General features: G+C 50.5%; 14 protein-coding genes and 1 pseudogene. 1 reads left to right on the plus strand and 14 read right to left on the minus strand.

Going from position 1 to position 13639, the window contains the following annotated elements:
* Nucleotides 1-131, plus strand: a pseudogene (locus MVO87_RS09420) (proteasome assembly chaperone family protein); the annotation flags it as partial.
* Between the two features lie 92 nt (nucleotides 132-223).
* On the opposite strand, the gene MVO87_RS09425 reads toward MVO87_RS09420, so the two are convergent.
* From MVO87_RS09425 to MVO87_RS09490, 14 genes are all read right to left on the minus strand, one after another.
* Nucleotides 224-901, minus strand: coding sequence for an ABC transporter ATP-binding protein (locus MVO87_RS09425; RefSeq protein WP_297512855.1), 678 nt, complete (start codon nucleotides 899-901; stop codon nucleotides 224-226).
* On the minus strand, nucleotides 898-1341 hold the full coding sequence (locus MVO87_RS09430; RefSeq protein WP_297512853.1) for a hypothetical protein: 444 nt from the start codon (nucleotides 1339-1341) through the stop codon (nucleotides 898-900). Before MVO87_RS09430 ends, MVO87_RS09425 begins: the two co-directional genes overlap by 4 nt.
* Entirely contained in the window at nucleotides 1338-2111 is a 774-nt protein-coding gene (locus tag MVO87_RS09435) for a hypothetical protein (RefSeq protein ID WP_297512851.1), read from the minus strand. Before MVO87_RS09435 ends, MVO87_RS09430 begins: the two co-directional genes overlap by 4 nt.
* 5 nt (nucleotides 2112-2116) lie before the next feature.
* Nucleotides 2117-3139, minus strand: a complete 1023-nt coding sequence (locus MVO87_RS09440; RefSeq protein ID WP_297512849.1) for a hypothetical protein — start codon at nucleotides 3137-3139, stop codon at nucleotides 2117-2119.
* Between the two features lie 15 nt (nucleotides 3140-3154).
* Nucleotides 3155-3556: a hypothetical protein gene (locus tag MVO87_RS09445; protein WP_297512847.1), complete on the minus strand. Its 402-nt coding sequence runs from the start codon at nucleotides 3554-3556 to the stop codon at nucleotides 3155-3157.
* 123 nt (nucleotides 3557-3679) lie between these two features.
* Nucleotides 3680-5050: a phosphoglucosamine mutase gene (gene glmM / locus MVO87_RS09450; RefSeq protein WP_297552972.1), complete on the minus strand. Its 1371-nt coding sequence runs from the start codon at nucleotides 5048-5050 to the stop codon at nucleotides 3680-3682.
* 11 nt (nucleotides 5051-5061) lie between these two features.
* Nucleotides 5062-7425 (minus strand): hypothetical protein, encoded by a 2364-nt coding sequence (locus MVO87_RS09455; RefSeq protein ID WP_297512845.1) that lies wholly within the window; start codon nucleotides 7423-7425, stop codon nucleotides 5062-5064.
* Nucleotides 7426-7428: 3 nt separating this feature from the next.
* Nucleotides 7429-8313 (minus strand): EamA family transporter, encoded by an 885-nt coding sequence (locus MVO87_RS09460; RefSeq protein ID WP_297512843.1) that lies wholly within the window; start codon nucleotides 8311-8313, stop codon nucleotides 7429-7431.
* 2 nt (nucleotides 8314-8315) lie between these two features.
* Nucleotides 8316-9731 (minus strand): mannose-1-phosphate guanylyltransferase/mannose-6-phosphate isomerase, encoded by a 1416-nt coding sequence (locus tag MVO87_RS09465; RefSeq protein WP_297512871.1) that lies wholly within the window; start codon nucleotides 9729-9731, stop codon nucleotides 8316-8318.
* A gap of 33 nt (nucleotides 9732-9764) precedes the next feature.
* Nucleotides 9765-11129, minus strand: a complete 1365-nt coding sequence (locus tag MVO87_RS09470) for an ADP-specific glucokinase (RefSeq protein ID WP_297552974.1) — start codon at nucleotides 11127-11129, stop codon at nucleotides 9765-9767.
* 49 nt (nucleotides 11130-11178) lie between these two features.
* On the minus strand, nucleotides 11179-11742 hold the full coding sequence (gene pgiA, locus MVO87_RS09475) for a glucose-6-phosphate isomerase (protein WP_167728977.1): 564 nt from the start codon (nucleotides 11740-11742) through the stop codon (nucleotides 11179-11181).
* 69 nt (nucleotides 11743-11811) lie between these two features.
* On the minus strand, nucleotides 11812-11994 hold the full coding sequence (locus MVO87_RS09480; RefSeq protein WP_042688913.1) for a KH domain-containing protein: 183 nt from the start codon (nucleotides 11992-11994) through the stop codon (nucleotides 11812-11814).
* A gap of 22 nt (nucleotides 11995-12016) precedes the next feature.
* Nucleotides 12017-12691, minus strand: a complete 675-nt coding sequence (locus tag MVO87_RS09485) for a TraB domain-containing protein (protein WP_297512228.1) — start codon at nucleotides 12689-12691, stop codon at nucleotides 12017-12019.
* Nucleotides 12688-13632: a ribonuclease Z gene (locus MVO87_RS09490; RefSeq protein ID WP_297552995.1), complete on the minus strand. Its 945-nt coding sequence runs from the start codon at nucleotides 13630-13632 to the stop codon at nucleotides 12688-12690. The genes MVO87_RS09485 and MVO87_RS09490 overlap by 4 nt, the downstream gene beginning before the upstream one ends.
* Nucleotides 13633-13639 lie beyond the last annotated feature (7 nt).

Below are 13639 nucleotides of genomic sequence, written 5' to 3' on the forward strand. Positions count from 1 at the left end.
ACATGACCGCCCTCGAGGAGCGCGCCAAAGAAACCGAAGAGATACTGCAGAAGGTTCAGGAGATGCAGAGGGCGATGCTCGAGCAGACAATGCCCCCAGCTCCGGAGGAAGAGGACAGAGGTTATCTTTGATTCTCCCTTTGGAAAGGGCGCTCTTTTAACCCTTTAATTTTGAATGATTCTCAGTGGCTTTGAGGATATAGCTGAGGTTAAAAAGAAAGTGACTAGACGTCCAGCCTTAACTTAAAGAGCCTCTCCACCTCATCGCGCACGTCGTTCTTTTCACCGCTCAGGATCAGCCTCCCGCTGGCTATCACATACACCCTGTCAACGAGTGGCATCAGAGGCTCCCAGATGTGACTTATTATTAAAAAACTCTTCTCGTCCTTTTCCCGTTTCAGGAGCTTTACAAAGTTCTGCATGCTCTCAAAGTCAAGGTTAGCTAGGGGTTCATCAATCATGATGAGTTCAGGGCTTCCGATAAATGCCTGTGCCACCGCGAGCTTCTTCAGCATTCCGGAGGAGTAGTTCCTCGTTTGTTCATCGAGGAAGTCTAGGCCAAAGAGCTTTCCGACCCTCTCTACTTCCTCCTCGCCATAACCCTTTGACCTCGCTATGAACTCGAGCCACTCTCTACCAGAAATTAGTGGGGGAAACGAAACTGGGTCGTAGGCAACACCTATTCTCACCTTGACCCTAGTATCCTTCCAGGGATCCTTTCCAAAGAGCCTGATCCGGCCGGAGGTCGGTCTGTAAACCCCAGCAGAAAGCTTGAAAAAAGTGCTCTTTCCGCCGCCGTTGGGGCCGAGGATCAGGTTTACGCCCTCCGGGATTTCTAAGGTGACGTTGTCAAGGGCCACTATTTTGCCGAACCTCTTGGTAAGGTTTTTGGCCGTTATCATGCCCTCCACCTCCAGAGGACCAGCAGAAGCGCCAAAACTGTTATAGATCCATAGAGAACCTTTTGAACTCTAGGCGTTGGATAAACGCCGGTATAATGTCCAGAAAACGTCAGGGAGCCGTTTATGGCGTAGATCCTATAGCTCCCCTCTCTGGGCAGAACCAAGGGATAGTTCAGGTGCTCGCTGACGTTGTAGGAGAAAACCCTCTCGCCGGAGAACTCATCAAGGACAACGAGTTCTCCTGCGCCGTTGAAGCTTGAGTTCAGAACCATCCACCCGGGGGAATGGATGGAAACGTAGCTGAGGGTTTCGCCTGAGCTGGCCATAACGGCGGGCCCAACGAAGCCCCGGCTTTTCTCCGCTGTTATATAAGCTCCCCAGACGGCCAGCAGGGAGAGCAGGAATGAGAGCGCGAGTACGAACGGGAGCCTCCCTTTCACAGGACATCCCTCCTAACGAAGATAAGGCCAGACACAAGCAGGAGGGCTGCTGGGATTACAAGACCCCAGAGAACCCAATTAGTTTCGAACGGTGAAGCCCCGGAGAGCGACCTCGCAAGCATTGAGAGGAAGAAAAACGGCGGCCAGTGAAGGCCGGCAAAGAACGGGAGGACGAGGAGGAAAAAGGACGCTATAAACGCTAGGAACATGTTCTTCAGCAGGACGGAAAATAGCACCGATATTGAGAGGGAAAAGAGCACGAAGTATGTGGCAAATATCAGCAGGTGGAAGTACCGGTCCGTGAAGGTTATCTCCCTTATAACGCCGGTTATATCAGCGTTCGGCACTATGCCCACAATCAGAAGCGGAATGTACAGGAGAAGAAGGGATATCAAAAGCACGGAAAGGGTCTTTGCCGCGAACAGCTCACCCTTCGTGAAGGGCAAGGAGTAAACGGAGAAGGCGTAGCCCTGTTCCCTGTCGTAGCGGAATGCCAGAATCGAGAAAACCGAGATGAGGAGTGCCAGCAGAATCCAGAAGCCCGCTGAAAGCGAGAGGTACTCAAAGAGGTGGGCGGCTGTTATACTGTTAAGGGGAGAGCCGTGGGAGTAGAGGGGAGGCTGGGATAAAGAAATGGAAGCAATCTCCCACTGGGGTTTTAGATAATCAACGCCGAGAAGGTATGTAAGCGAAGGAACACCGAAGAGAAATATGGCAAGCCTTAACGGGTCCCCCATCTCCCAAGACAGGAGAGTTTCCCATCTTCCCATATCCCTCACCTCTTCTTCACCAGGAATACCCCCGCGAGGAGCAGTAAGCTCACCACAGCTCCGGTGATCCAAAGATTAGAGACCCTCGGAGGTACCACCTGTGGCTGGTGGGAATTTTTACCTAAAACGTCTTGAGTTTTTGGAACGCTGACGTCGTAAAGGAGAACCCCAGGGGGAATAGCACGGTTAACTTCTTCCCCAGAAACCTGGAAATCCAGACTTTTAAGTGTATTATCTCCGATTGCAATCACATTAATCCCGACTGATGCCCCAAGGTCAGGAGCCACACCCATGAATCCAACGGTTAAATCATCCCCTGGATTGAACACGACCACAGCCCTTATGAAAGCAACACTTCCCCCAGGGTCGGTAAAATTCGCGGGTTCGCTTCTTAAAAAAATGTTGGGCCCAGTAAAGTTGCGGTAATAGGCTGCATAAGTCGTAGAATTCAAAATTTTAACCTTATCAAATGTTAAGCGTTTCCCATCCAGAACTACATAGCTTGTTTTGGAAATCGGATAGAGCCCAAAGAGGAGCGTATGTCCGTAAGGACGCCCACTCATTGAATAGACGACTCCACTGGCCAGGTGTACCTTATAAACACCGTGCAAGATAAGTTTCGTTCCGTAATCAGCCCATACAAGTGAGATGTTTTCCCGTGGGGAGTAGATAGTCGTGTTGATTGGTTTTGGAAGCCCTGGGGTGCAGTTCGCTGGGTAATACGCATCAACATCCGAGTAGGGCCACCTGAGGGACTTATCCCCATAAAGTGTGACCGTCACATTGATTGTCGCCCAGTCGTTGGAAACATCAACCACCTTAAACACGACGCGTACACTCTGGAAACCGAGATTAACAGTGCAATTACCATTCTGGTAGTAAGCTATTCCACCATGGGCATTGGATGTTGTACCGTTGGCAAAGTACACCAGTTGAGAACCCGGTTTGAGCCAGTAGGGCGTTCCTGAAATGAATTCAACAGAGGAAAAAAGCAAAAGGAACAAGAGCAAAGCAGCCTTTGTTTTCATGTCTCTACCTCCATTTCAGACGCTACCTTGAGGAAAGCCCACTGAGGCAGTCACTCTCATCACAGCCCCAAATACGCTGAAGTACGTCTCCGTTTGGACGGTATACAGGTCATTCCTTGGAATAACCATAATTAGATCGGCCTGTCCAAAGACCCAGCCTCTGTTCTGAGCGTCGTGCCAGTACGTAGGATAACATGTGTGAAAATACGCTGAAGCGAAGGCCCCTCCCCCGCCAAGAAGCGAAAGCGACTTGGTCTCAATGTCCTCCCCGTACCACTCGCATGCGGAGATTTGCTTCCAGTGAACGCCCATCGGTTGAGGAGTCGGGGACACAGTCGCCGCATTCACGAGGCCACTTAAGAGTCCTGTTGTTGCAAACAGCCCCAGCAGAGCTAACAACAACCTCCCGTACTTCATTGTCCCCCCCCAGATGCTATCTGGAAGGGCATAACACACTAAGAACTGAAAGTATTTAAAATTTTCCATTCGGCCATGTCGATTTGTTGACATTGAAAGAAAATTAATAATGCAAAAGAGAAATCAGCTTCTAAGAACCCCCTCCAGCAACTTCAACCCGAGCTCGAGGTACTCTTTAGCCTTCTCCTCGCTCTTGGCCTCGCTGAAGACCCTTATTATCGGCTCGGTTCCGCTCGCCCTCACGAGAACCCAGCCGTCTGGGAAGAGTATCTTCGTCCCGTCGGTGGTGTCTATCTCGTAGCCCTTAGCCTTGGCGAGCTCGGCAACCTTGGCAACTATCGCCTTCCTGTCGCCCTCGACGTGCCTCTTCGTCTTGAACTGGTAGTACTTCGGGAGCTCGTCTATCAGCTCGCTGAACTTCTTTCCGCTCTTCGCGAAAATCTCGACTATCTTTGCCACGGTCATTGCTCCGTCCCTTCCGAGGACGAAGTCCGGGAAGATGACGCCACCGTTCTCCTCGCCACCGATGGTTCCGTTGTGCTCGAGGAGCGCGCGGGCAACGATTAAATCTCCAACCTTCGTGCGCATAACCTTCGCGTTGTTCCTCTTCGCAATGTCATCGAGCAGGTTCGAGGTCGCTATCGTGGTCACGAGCAGTCCACCGCCGTTTTCCCTGAGAACCGCGTCGGCAACGAGGGCAAAGGTCTTGTCGCCCTGAATGAAGCGTCCGTTCTCGTCTATGAAAACTGCCCTGTCAGCGTCGCCGTCCTGGGCAACGCCGAAGTCGGCACCGAGGGCCTTAACAATCTTCATGAAGTCCTTGAGGTTTTCCTCGTTCGGCTCTGGGTTTCTGGCCGGGAAGTGGCCGTCCGGATGGGCGTTGACGCTGACGACTTTACAGCCGAGCTCCCTGAGCAAGTAGGGCAGAGTCAGACTACCAGCGCCGTTTGATGTGTCAACGACGACGAACGGTTTTCTCTTCTTAATGGCTTTAATATCCACCCTGCTCTTTATCGCCTCGATGTAGGGCTTGATGATGTCCTCTTCGCGAACCTCACCGATTTCGTCCCACTTCGCCCTATCGAAGTTCTCCTTAAAGAAGACCTCCTCAACGACCGCTTCGCGCTCCTTCTTGAGGCCCATTCCGTTCGGTTCGAGGAGCTTTATGCCGTTGTACTCGGGCGGGTTGTGGGAAGCAGTTATAACCGCCCCGCCGTCGGCTTTGAAGTGGTTGGTGGCCCACTGTATTGCAGGGGTCGGCGCGATTCCAACGTCGATGACGTCACAGCCGACGCTGAGGAGTCCGCTGATGAGGGCGTTCTTCAGCATCTCACCGCTCACCCTCGTGTCCCTGCCGACGACAACCACTGGTTTTTCCCTTCCCTCGCGCTTGAGCATCGTTCCAAAGGCCATTCCCATCTTGAGCGCGAACTCGGGCGTTATCTTCTCGTTGGCTATCCCGCGGACGCCGAAGGTTCCGAACAGCTTTCCCATTACAACCACCTCTAGTCTATTCTCATGCCCACTACTTTAAGGGATTTTATTTCGTTCCGTTCCATAGATTCCACCAGACCTTTAAACATTGAATAGCAGACGTTAATAGCGCCGAGGTTTGGACAGGATAAATCCGATTTGCTCTCAAGGAGTTCTAGTGTCCGTTCAATCGGAAACGAAACTATGTAAAATGTTGGATCATCGTCTAGTAATTCTGTACTCATGGATCCACCCTCGACAGTTGAGAGAAGTTTGGGAAGCACAAGTGCCCCTATGATGGTCGAGATAGCTCCAGGATGGCCCGCACCACTAAGGGTCCAGAAATCAAGTGTAACGTCTTCCACTGGCAGGCCCCTTTTTCTGAGTACATCCTTTATTTTCATGACGAGTCTGTGTAAGGGACTGTACGGGAAATACATAAAGGAAAAAGGTACCATTCCAACAAGGAAGCAGTTATTTTCAGTTTCCCTGCCACATGCAAATCCCAAAACGATTCTTCCAGTGGCTGTATCGTAGCCGTTTGTTGAAAACTGGAGGGGTCCAACACTTTTCAGTGTTAAACCCTGTTTGTGACCTCCCGAGGAAAAATCAAGGGCATCGAAAGGATTTGAAAGATCATAGAGCCCCCTGGCTTTTCCCGACCACCTGTTGTGGGCTATCGCGTAGTGGATTATTGGGTTTGACTGAATAGACCCAAGGGCAACAACGGCAATCTTAAAGTTCCTCCGTTTTCTATTTTTCGAACTGTCTTTAACCTTAAAGTAGACATCGAGAACTTTTTCAAAGGCCCTGATTGAGATTAGTGGAACAAGAAGGGGCAAAGGATATTCCACTGATCCTTTGGGAAGCACTTCATTGTAGCCCCTTATATGAAGAACGACGTCCGGGTTGCTCTCAGATTTCTCGCAAAAATCTGGATGACATACAGTATAAAACAAAGCCTCTTTCAGTCCGGACTCCTGGAGGTCCATAAGAAACTCTTTAACGGTTCTGAATGGGCTCTCCCTGCAACTAAACTCCTGCATTACTGAATCATCATTTACATCAAACGTTACATCAACCAAAAGCTTTTCTTTTCCCAGCTTTTTTCGGATTTCGTCCAGTATAGATGCCAGAATTGCAGGGGAATACCCAACCATTCCCGAACCAAAGACCTTCTTAAAAACATCTTTAACATTCACATTTCCTCCCCTGACTTCAATTCCAAGTTTGAGAGCATAGGGAAACGTTCCAAGAGCGCCATAGGAACTTCCAGTCTTCGTTGTGATTGAAGCACTGGAGGACTTTTCCGGCAGTAAAATCGGAGGTACGAGGTTCATAATACCGCCGAGAGAATCATAGCTCTCAATTATCGAGACACATCTACTGGAGTGTCCTTTGAAGTTGTATATATTGCTGTCCGGATAGGGAACGTTTCCGGTTAGTCCAAGGCTGGCTATCATCGCCGCAACTCTATCAGTCGAGAGGCTCCTAAAATAGGCGTTCTTCGGAACTGCTCTGGGTTTATAACCAGAGACAACCCGTTCAATAGAGTCAACAATGGCAAAACTTCTGGGTATATCCCCATATTCAAAACCTGTAAGAAATATAACAATGTCGTATTCCTCCAAAGGATACTGTCCAAATCTCTCAATTCCCAGCTCATAGGATTTCACTAAGAAGCTTATAGAACTTCCTAGAACTCCAGCGGCACCAAGTATGAGGGCAGAATACAGCCATGATGAATTCACATTTCCCAAGGCCGGACTGGAATACAAAACGTCAATTAAGAAAATAACCAGTATAAGAAGTGCGGATATTAGAAATACCCCGTTGCTTATTCTCCTTATCCGTCTAAAACTTTGAGAAAGGTTAACTACGTGTTCGATCTCCTCCGGCAATTCACGGGGAAGAACTAAATGTGTATGTGAAACCTCCACAAAAAGCTCGTACATTAGGTACAGGAACATTAAGAACAGATACAGCTCGAAGACTAAAAGAAAGAATAAGAGGTAATCCCTTGGATAATCAGAATAACCCACAACAAAGGAGCTTCCCAATAGAATCACACTCAAAATAAGGACAAGCTTCAGAAGGTCTTCGAAATTCATGATTGAAGAAACAATCCTATTAAAGCTTCTTCTCCCCAGCAGGAGGGAATAGAAAACGCCGTAAAGTCTAGAAGACATGAGAAGTACAGGAACAACAGAGGATAAAACGGCAAAGAGAGACAGAGAAGATGACATCTCACCTAGCATCTCAAGAGTTAGCTTAACGGGGGAGGGCTCAAGTGCAAAAACCGCCATGATAATTCCTAATACTCCAATAAGAACGTTTCTAAAGGTATCGTCTATCAAGGTAAAGAGCTCAAAGCTTTTCTCGAATTCAATCTCCATTCCTCATCCCCCCATAACCACCAGCATATTTGCAATCACAACCCCAAATACGGCTATTGACTTCCGGATTGTTATAGTTTCTTGTGATGATCTGACTATAAAACCTATGAGCAGTATTAAAACGGGATACGATAAAATGACTACGGTAACTTGAGTTGCCCCTCCAAAGTCGAGGGCGATAAACCTCATAATGTGGGCCATAGAAAGGAATGAACCTCCCCAGAGTACTGGATCCAGGAGGGAAGAAGGAAACTTTGGTAGGGCAATATCAAAACCCTTGCTCATTCGATACAGATGAAGCGACACAACGGCAACTGCCTGACCTATAAACACCCCGAGAAGGGGAAAAGCCCTGACGCTGGTAAGTGACACGTATCTTAGAATAATTGCCGTCAAAGCGGCAATGGCGCCAGCCAGCATTCCGAGGATCAATGCTTTTCCGGAATGAAGGGAATATTTTCCTTCACCGTGCAATAGAATCATAGAAACGGCCGCTATTAAAGCACCTGCAATAATCGGTGCTGTCAGTTTTTCTCGAATGATTAAACCCGCCAAAAAAGCTGTCAATATTGGTTCTGAAGCCGATGATGCAGTAGAAGCAAGTGAAGCTCCTCCAAGTTCAACCGCCCGGAAGTAGAGTACACGGGCCAGAAAGAACTGGAGGAATCCTGAGATCGAGTACAAAAACACTTGACGAGGGGTTGGAGTGATATCACTCACGAGCAGTTCCCATAGTGCAGGGGGAACCATAACTAGGAGTCCCCAAAACATCATCCCGGCCATGACATCCCAGAAATCCCTTCCCCTCACGAATTGAAGACGGATAATAATGTTTCCAAGGGCAAGAAAAAGTGCTGAAAAAGCCGAAAAGACAAACCAGGGATCCACCTTTAGCCTCCCCCTTCCTCAGACGATCTTCCAAAATCGTCTTCAAACCTAACTATGTCATCTTCTCCCAGGTATTCACCAATCTGGGTTTCTATAACTTCTAAAACAACTTTTCCAGGATTCTCAAGGCGGTGTTTAACTCCCGCTGGAATAAAGGTACTCTCCCCCGGTCTGAGGAGTAGTTCCTTATCGCCAACGATGACCTTTGCCGTTCCCCTTACAACAACCCAGTGCTCGCTTCTATGATAGTGCATCTGAAGAGAAAGTTTCTTGCCGGGTAAAACTGTGAGACGCTTTATCTTGTATCTCTCTCCCTCCTCCAGTACTGTATAGCTCCCCCACGGTCTGTAGGCAGTCCTGTGAACGATTACACGTTCATCTCCAAGTTCCTTTAGAGCTCTATAGACTTCTTTAACCTTTTGACTTTCACCTTTTTTTGCCACAAGAAGCGCGTCACCTGTGTCTATGATTATGAGATCCTCAACGCCAACGGTTGCAGTTAAACGCTCCGTCATTATGAGATTGTTTCTGGAGTTAACGCCTACGTGATAACCTCTTTTTCCACGGATTCTGATGGCATTTCCATCGGAATCTTGCTCAAGAACCTCATATATTGCATCAAAGCTTCCGAGATCGCTCCACTTCGTGTTGAGAGGAACAACAACCGCTTTGTTCGTTTTTTCCATAACGCCATAGTCTATACTTACCTCGGGAACACGATTATAGGCTTCCTCCATGTCTTCGCTCTCTTCAAAAGCTTTCCAGACACCAGGAACATGCCTCCGAACTTCCTCAATAAAGAGAGAACTTGAAAAAGCAAACATTCCGCTATTCCAGTAATAACCACTTTCAACGTATCGTTTAGCCGTTTCAAGGTCTGGTTTTTCTTTAAATTCAGCGACGGTATAGCCGATTATTCTTCCGTTTTCCTCAATTTTCTCACCCGGTTTTATGTAACCATAGCCTGTGTGGGGCTTTGTTGGCTTAATTCCAAAGGTAACGAGGCAAGTTTTGGCAAGTTTTTCGGCATCCTCAAAGGCTCTCTCGTATGCCTTATTAACCTCTATTAGGTGATCACTAGGAAGGACCGCAACAACGGAGTTACCAAATTCCCCTTCTATTTTCAGCGTTGCCCAGAGTATAGCGGGAAGTGTGTTTTTTGCACTCGGCTCGAGGAGTATGTTCTCCTCAGGTATCTCAATGCTAAGCTCTCTCAGATCGTCTAAAACCCGAAATCTGTAGTTCCTGTTTGTGACTACAAAGATTTCATTAGGCTTCGAGAACATTAAAGCCCGCTCAACAGTTCTCTGGAAAAGACTTCTATCATCAAGAAAACGAACGAACTGCTTTGGCATCAGTTCCCTGCTCAATGGCCAGAGCCTGGTCCCCTTTCCTCCAGCCAGGATTACAGTCTTCACCATCACCACCGAAGAAGAATTAGAATGGGGAGTTTATATCCTTTTCAGGACAAACTCCCCGACGAAGGCCGAGCTCGATATTGTGTCGCCGATTCCAACGGTTGACTTCGGCCTGGCCACTATCTTTGTCGGAACGAAGGAGAGCTGGTAACCGTTGACCTCAGCTATTCCTTCCTTCATCCCGTACTCTTTGGCAAGGGCTTCCTCGACGGGTTTTGCCCTCTCGTTCACTGGCACGTCCATGGCCCTGACTATCTCGTCTATAGAGGGAACGTCGCCGAGCTTGGCCTTCGCTGCAGCCGCTAAAGCCGCGAAGAGGAGAGCATCCCTGACGAACTCGCCCCTGTAATCGGTCAGCGCGAGGTAGTAGCCGTAAGTGTGGAAGTGAATCCTCTTAACGCCGGTCTTTTCTGCGAGCTTGAGCATCGCCTCGGTGACGGCTATCGGGTCAACGGGGTCGCTCGCGAGGAGCTTTTCGGCAAGCCTCTTCTCGCCCATCACTTCCATTATCGAAGCCAGCTCGACCTCGTTGAGGCCGACGCTCCAGAAATCCGGCAGAAGGTCGAGTATCGCCTTCCTCACCGTCTCGTCAGGAGTAAAGGCGAACTCGAGGTGGGCGGGAATGTTCTTCTCGTTGAGAACCTTCAGGTGCTCCCTTACTATCTCAAAGGGCTCGCGGTAGTTGTCCTTGGTCAGGGCCTGGAGTCCGCTGATTATCGCAAGCTCGGCCTTTTCGGAAATCTCGTCAAAGCGCTCCCTGAACTCGTCGCGGATGAAGAGGGTCGTGTTGTAGTCGTCGGCGGCACCTATGAAGCGGTTTTCGCGCGGGGCCTCGAAGTCAAGAACCCTGAAGCCCCTAGGAAACTCGTAGATGTAGTGGAGACAGCTCTCCTCGTCGCCGCCGAAGTCTCTCGGGTGGACGAGCCTGAGCTCATCGTTTTCGACCTTGGGCACGTAAATCGGGCCGTCCTTGAAGAGGCCCGCCTGGAGCTTCGAGAGCTGGGGGACGTGCGCCACAACGGGAATCCCGTAAACTCCCCCGAGGAGGTTGGCCATTATGCCGACCTGACCGCCCATCCTGAGCTCGTCCCAGCCCCAGCGCCTCATGTAGAAGCGGACGGGACAGCTCTCGACGAACAGCTCAGCCGCCTTGCCCCTTCTGATGCTCCAGAGTATTGAGCCGAGCAATTGAGGAACGCTTTTTATGCTCTCAGGCAGTTCCTCGGAGTAGCGGAGGACTTCTTCCTTTCCAGCCTTTTCAACCCTCTCCTCGAGGTCGCTCTTTTCGAGGTATTTGATGGCGTCGATGTTGGTGTTGTAGGCCAGGAGAACGCCCTTAACGTTGCCTACCTTAGCCCTAACCCTCTCGAAGGCAGAAGCGTAAAGCCCGTCCCACATTATGTATCACCGAGAGTGAAAAAGAGGGGAAACCTAATAAGGGTTTCGCTCACTTCCAGCGCGGGTTGTCTATCAGCTTAACTTCGCCGTTCTCCTCGACGACGAGCTTGGCGAAGCCCTTCTCCTTTATCGAGCCATAGTCGTGGCCCGCATCTGCTGGATAAATTGCGAGGAATATGAACGGCTCGTCTCCTGTGTTCACCGTCCTGTGCGCCCAGTAGGGCGGGACGTAGACGACCGTTCCCGGCTCCATCGGAACCCACTCGACCTCTCCTTCCGGCGTCTGGAGGAGCATTCCACCCTTCCCCTTGAGGGCGTAGTAGATTTCGGCCCTGTCGGCTTTCGCATGGAAGTGGCCCTTGGTGAAGAAGAACTCCTTGCCTACCTTGCCAGGGTAGAGGATTGTCGTCGCGAAGTTGAGGTCGCCGTCCTTTTCCTCCTGCTCAATTGCATAGACCTCGTAGACAACGGGGTCCTCCTTGAGGAGCTCCTCGTAGGCCTTCTCGTCGTAGAAGTAGCCTCTCATGTCGCTGAGCCTTCTAACGAGCTTCTTCGCCCCGGGAATGACTCCATTCTCATCAATCCTGACGCCGAAGGGTCTCTTGTACTCCATAAGCACCACCGAAGAAACTCCGCTTTAACTTATTTAACCTTTCCCCAAGGTATCACCTGAGGTGGTAGTTCATTCCTTGGCGCGGACTTCAATCTTCTTGCCGATTACAAGTTCAGCCGCCTTGACGGCCGCGCCACCACTCCCGACAGCGATTCTAACCTTATCCGCGGGAACGTAGACGATAATCTTATCGTCGGTCTCCTCAATGTCGAGTATTTCCACGTTCAGCATCTTCTCAAGCCTGTCCCTCATGGCCAATCCCCGAAAATTTTCCTCACTTCTCCATATAAAAGTAACGTCCGTTGAGGAGCCTCTCGATGCCGGGCTTGTGCCCGAGGCCGACGACGGCTATAACCTTAGGCCTTTTAATCCCCCGCGCGAGGAGTGAATCCACTATCGCCATCAAGTTCCTCGCCATCACCTCATTTCTTTCCTCGACGAGGACGCGGTAGAGGTAAGGGTAGCGACGCCTGAACTCGACCATCATCTTCCTGTACTCCTCCATGGGGTCGCCTATCTCGGCCTTTCCAAGGGGCAGGAAAACGCTCAGGCCCTCGAGCGCCATAAGGAGCTTCTCCCTGAAGGGCGCCGAGGCAATCTTGGAGAGGATTACGTTGATGTCCTCGTCAATCAGGTACAGCGGGATACCCAACAGCCTCGCCGACTCTATCGCGGCCCGCATTTCTTCACCGGGCGACATTCCGAAGGTCTCGCCGAGCTTTTCTTCGACCTTGGCTAAAGCGTAGTTTATCAAACCAGCCCTACCCATTCTGAGTGAATCTTCAAGCGTCAGCTCGACGTTCCGCTCCATCCCCAAGAAACGCGCCCTGTCGAGCTCTATCGCGACGGCGTGTGGCCTCTCCTCTAAGATTGTCCTGATGACCTCTTCCCTGCTCCTCGGCGAGACGTGCATCGTGCCTATGAGCTTGACGTAGCGGAGGTAGTTCATTTTCCTCCCTCCAGAAGGTTCCAGAGTTGCCACTCGCCAGATTTATACGTTAAAACGTCAAAGTCCCTCGGAACGACGAAGTTCACGCCGAATTCCCGGCATATCCCCGATGCCTCGCTTAGATATTCGTCGTAGGTGTAGCGAAAGGCCCTGTGGAAGGGGGCAAGGAGCTTAACCTTTGCCCTCCTCGCGGTCTCGCAGGCCTCTCCAACGGTGGAGTGGTAGCTCTCCCCCCTGTCATCATCGGTAAGGTAGGTGGCATCGTGAATCAGCAAATCGGCCCTCTCGGAGAAGAGCCTCACCCTCTCGGCCGGCTCGGTATCGCCGGTGTAGACTATCTTAACTCCCCGCCTCCTCGGTCCGGTAACGTCTTCGAGGCGGATTATCTGACCATTCCACTCGATTTTGCCTTCCCTCTCAAGCTTTCCGAGCATTGGCCCTGGCTTAAGGCCGTATTCCCTAAGCTTCTCGGGCAGGAACTTTCCCCGCTTATCTTTCTCCTTGAAGACGTAGCCCAGAGCAGGAATCCCGTGCTCGACCTTGAAGCTCCAGATTTCGTAGTCCCCGAACTTAAGCCTCGTTTCGCCGAGCTCGTGGACGTGTATATCAAAAACAGGCCTGAAGAAACCGCTGTTAATGAAGTTCTGCACGAACTCGAAGGTGTACTTTGGGCCATAGATGTGGAGGGGCTTTTCACGATTCCAGAGGTTCATGGTCTGAATTAAACCGCCGAGCCCGAGGTAGTGGTCGCCGTGGAAGTGGGTGATGAAAATCTTCTCCACCTTCATCGGGCTGAGCTTCGCGGTGTTCATCTGCCTTATCGTGCCCTCGCCGACGTCGAAGAGTATAACCTCGCCCTTGTAGCGGAGCGCTACCGCCGGAACGTTCCTCTCGCGCGTCGGCATTATCCCGCCAGTGCCGAGAAAAATCACCTGGAGCATGTCCATA

The sequence above is a fragment of the Thermococcus sp. genome (assembly GCF_027063845.1).
GTDB lineage: Archaea > Methanobacteriota_B > Thermococci > Thermococcales > Thermococcaceae > Thermococcus.

What these genes read in the sequence shown, in the direction of transcription:
- MVO87_RS09425 (WP_297512855.1), bottom strand. Translation starts at nt 901, where the DNA reads ATGATAACGGCCAAAAACCTTACCAAGAGGTTCGGCAAAATAGTGGCC.
- MVO87_RS09435 (WP_297512851.1), bottom strand. Translation starts at nt 2,111, where the DNA reads ATGGGAAGATGGGAAACTCTCCTGTCTTGGGAGATGGGGGACCCGTTA.
- MVO87_RS09440 (WP_297512849.1), bottom strand. Translation starts at nt 3,139, where the DNA reads ATGAAAACAAAGGCTGCTTTGCTCTTGTTCCTTTTGCTTTTTTCCTCT.
- MVO87_RS09445 (WP_297512847.1), bottom strand. Translation starts at nt 3,556, where the DNA reads ATGAAGTACGGGAGGTTGTTGTTAGCTCTGCTGGGGCTGTTTGCAACA.
- glmM (WP_297552972.1), bottom strand. Translation starts at nt 5,050, where the DNA reads ATGGGAAAGCTGTTCGGAACCTTCGGCGTCCGCGGGATAGCCAACGAG.
- MVO87_RS09455 (WP_297512845.1), bottom strand. Translation starts at nt 7,425, where the DNA reads ATGGAGATTGAATTCGAGAAAAGCTTTGAGCTCTTTACCTTGATAGAC.
- MVO87_RS09470 (WP_297552974.1), bottom strand. Translation starts at nt 11,129, where the DNA reads ATGTGGGACGGGCTTTACGCTTCTGCCTTCGAGAGGGTTAGGGCTAAG.
- pgiA (WP_167728977.1), bottom strand. Translation starts at nt 11,742, where the DNA reads ATGGAGTACAAGAGACCCTTCGGCGTCAGGATTGATGAGAATGGAGTC.
- MVO87_RS09480 (WP_042688913.1), bottom strand. Translation starts at nt 11,994, where the DNA reads ATGAGGGACAGGCTTGAGAAGATGCTGAACGTGGAAATACTCGACATT.
- MVO87_RS09485 (WP_297512228.1), bottom strand. Translation starts at nt 12,691, where the DNA reads ATGAACTACCTCCGCTACGTCAAGCTCATAGGCACGATGCACGTCTCG.
- MVO87_RS09490 (WP_297552995.1), bottom strand. Translation starts at nt 13,632, where the DNA reads ATGCTCCAGGTGATTTTTCTCGGCACTGGCGGGATAATGCCGACGCGC.